The following is a 2,936-nucleotide window of genomic DNA, read 5'->3' as shown; positions in this document are numbered from 1 at the left end:
TGCGCAGGGCCACGACCCGAACGGCGTCCTCCAGTGACAAGGCACCCGCCACACACGCGGCCGCTATCTCACCCTGCGAATGACCCAGCACCGCATCCGGCACCACACCCACCGACGCCCACACCGCAGCCAGCCCCACCATCACCGCGAAGCTGGCAGGCTGCACCACATCCACCCGCTCCAGCAGCTCGGGTTCCGCCTCGCCACGCAGCACATCCAGGAGCGACCAGTCCACCCACCGATCCAACGCAGCAGCACACTCCGCGATCCGCTCGGCAAACACCGGCGAGGAATCCAGCAACTCCCGCCCCATCCCCACCCACTGCGAACCCTGCCCCGGAAACACCCACACCACTTTCCCCGGCACACCCGAGCTTGCCAGCCTGCCGGACATCACACCGGCCGCGCTCTCACCTCGTGCCAGCGCACCCAGCCCGGTCAGCGCCTCCTCACCCGAGCCAGCAATCACCACCGCACGCTCACCCAACAGCGCACGGCCCGACAGCAACGCGTTCGCCACACCGGCTAGAGGCACGCCACCGGCACCCGACTCCACATACGACGCCAGCCGCCCCGCCTGACCCGCCAGCGAACCTGCACTCCGCGCCGACACCACCAACGGCACCACACCCGCAGACACCGACTCGCCGGTGTCCCGCTCCGCCTCTGGCGGCGCTTCCTCCAGGATCAGGTGCGCGTTCGTCCCACTCACCCCGAACGACGACACCCCGGCCCGACGCGGACGGCCGTTGCGCGGCCACTCCCGCGCCTCGGTCAGCAACTCCACCGCACCCGCCGACCAGTCCACCTGAGGGGTGGGCGTGTCCACATGCAGCGTGGGAGGCATGACGCCGTGCCGCAGCGCCTGCACCATCTTGATAACACTGGCCACGCCCGCAGCCGCCTGCGTATGACCGATGTTGGACTTCAACGACCCCAGCCACAGCGGCTGTTCCGGGTCCCGGCCCTGACCGTACGTGGCCAGCAACGCCTGCGCCTCGATCGGATCACCCAGAGCCGTCCCGGTCCCGTGCCCCTCCACCACATCCACATCCGCCGAGACCAGACCGGCACCGGCCAACGCCCTGCGGATCACCCGCTGCTGCGACGGCCCGTTCGGCGCCGTCAAGCCATTGGACGCGCCATCCTGGTTCACCGCACTGCCCCGTACGACTGCCAGCACCCGGTGCCCACGCTCCCGCGCCACCGACAACCGCTCCAGCACCACCACACCCACACCCTCGGCCAGACCCATTCCGTCCGCGCCCGAGGAGAACGCCTTGCAGCGCCCGTCAGAGGCCAGGCCCCGCTGCCGGGAGAACGTCACGAAGGTGCCGGGTGTCGCCATCACCATCGCGCCGCCGGCCAACGCCATCGAGCACTCACCCTGCCGCAGCGCCTGCGCAGCCAGATGCATCGCCACCAACGACGACGAACACGCCGTATCCACCGACACCGCCGGTCCTTCGAAGCCGAAGACGTACGACACCCGGCCCGACGCCACGCTCGACGCCAACCCCGTGCCGGCGAAGCCCTCCAACTCCGGCGCGAGCACGCCGGTCCCGTAACCCTGGCTGGACACCCCGGAGAACACCCCGACATCGGTGCCCTTCAGCGAGACCGGGTCGACACCGGCACCCTCCAACGCCTCCCACGACGCCTCCAGCAGCAACCGCTGCTGCGGATCCATCGCCAACGCCTCACGCGGCGAAATCCCGAAGAACCCCGCATCGAAGAGCCCAGCCCCGCGCAGGAAGCCACCCTGACTGGTGTACGAAGTACCTGAGCTGTCAGGGTCGGGGTCGACCAGGCTCTCCAGATCCCAGCCGCGGTCGTCGGGGAAGGGCGCCACGGCGTCCCGGCCTTCAGCCACCATCCGCCACAGATCCTCCGGCCCCGCCACTCCACCCGGCAGCCGGCACGCCATACCCACGATTGCTATCGGCTCCCCCGCGTCGGCCACCACGACCGTCGGCGCCACTGGCACTGGTGCCACGTCACCGAGCTCGTCGCGCAGATGGCGGGCGAGGACCAGCGGGGTGGGATAGTCGAAGACCAGCGTGGGAGGAAGCTTCAGACCGGTTGCCTCACGCAGCCGGTTGCGCAGTTCCACGGACGTGAGCGAGTCGAAGCCGACGTCCTTGAACGCCAAATCCGCTCGGACGCCCTCCGGCCCGGCATGCCCGAGCACGGTCGCGGCCCGGGCACGCACAACGTCAAGAAGCAGAGCCTCCTGCTCCGCCTCGGCGAGCCCGGCCAGCCGGTCGGACAACTTCCGGCTCTCGTCGCCGGTGCCTGCCGCCCGCGCCGACTGCCGGGCCACCCGCACCAGACCGCGCAGCAGGTGCGGCACTCCACCGCCGTCCGCCGCGTCAGCACGCAACCCCCGCAGGTCGAGCTTGATCGGCACCAGCAGCGACTGCCCGGACCCCACAGCGGCATCGAACAGCTCCATGCCCTCCGCGGCAGTGATCGCCAGCACACCACCTCGGCTCGCACGCGCCTGGTCGACGCTGCTGAGGTGAGCGGCCATGCCGAGGCTCTCCTCCCACAGGCCCCAGGCGAGCGACAGCCCGGGCAGGCCCGCCGCCCGACGGCCGGCCATCAACCCGTCCAGGAAGGCATTCGCCGCCGCGTAATTGCCCTGACCGCCGCCCCCGAACACCCCCGCGACAGAGGAGAAGGCGATGAACGCGTCGAGGTCCAAGCCACGAGTCAGCTCGTCCAGGTGCCGCACCGCGTCCACCTTGGGCGCGAACACCCCGGCCAGCCGCTCCGGGGTCAACGCCCCGATCACCCCGTCATCGAACACACCGGCCGTATGCACCACGCCTGTCAAGCGGTGCTCGTCCGGCACCGAGGCCAGGAGCGCCCGCACCTGGTCGCGGTCGGACAGGTCGCAGGCCGCGACCGAGACCACGGCTCCTTGCTCGGCG

The 2,936-nt window shown here is 70.6% G+C and carries 1 pseudogene; it reads right to left on the bottom strand.

Features of this window, described 5'->3' with window-relative positions:
* A pseudogene (locus ACTWQR_RS55465) lies at positions 1-2,926 on the bottom strand (type I polyketide synthase); the annotation flags it as partial.
* Positions 2,927-2,936 lie beyond the last annotated feature (10 nt).

It is taken from the genome of Streptomyces sp. 2A115, assembly GCF_052245575.1.
In the GTDB taxonomy this organism is placed as follows: Bacteria; Actinomycetota; Actinomycetes; order Streptomycetales; family Streptomycetaceae; genus Streptomyces.
Note: the sequence above shows the minus strand (reverse complement) of the source record. Positions and strands in the feature narration are given on the sequence as shown.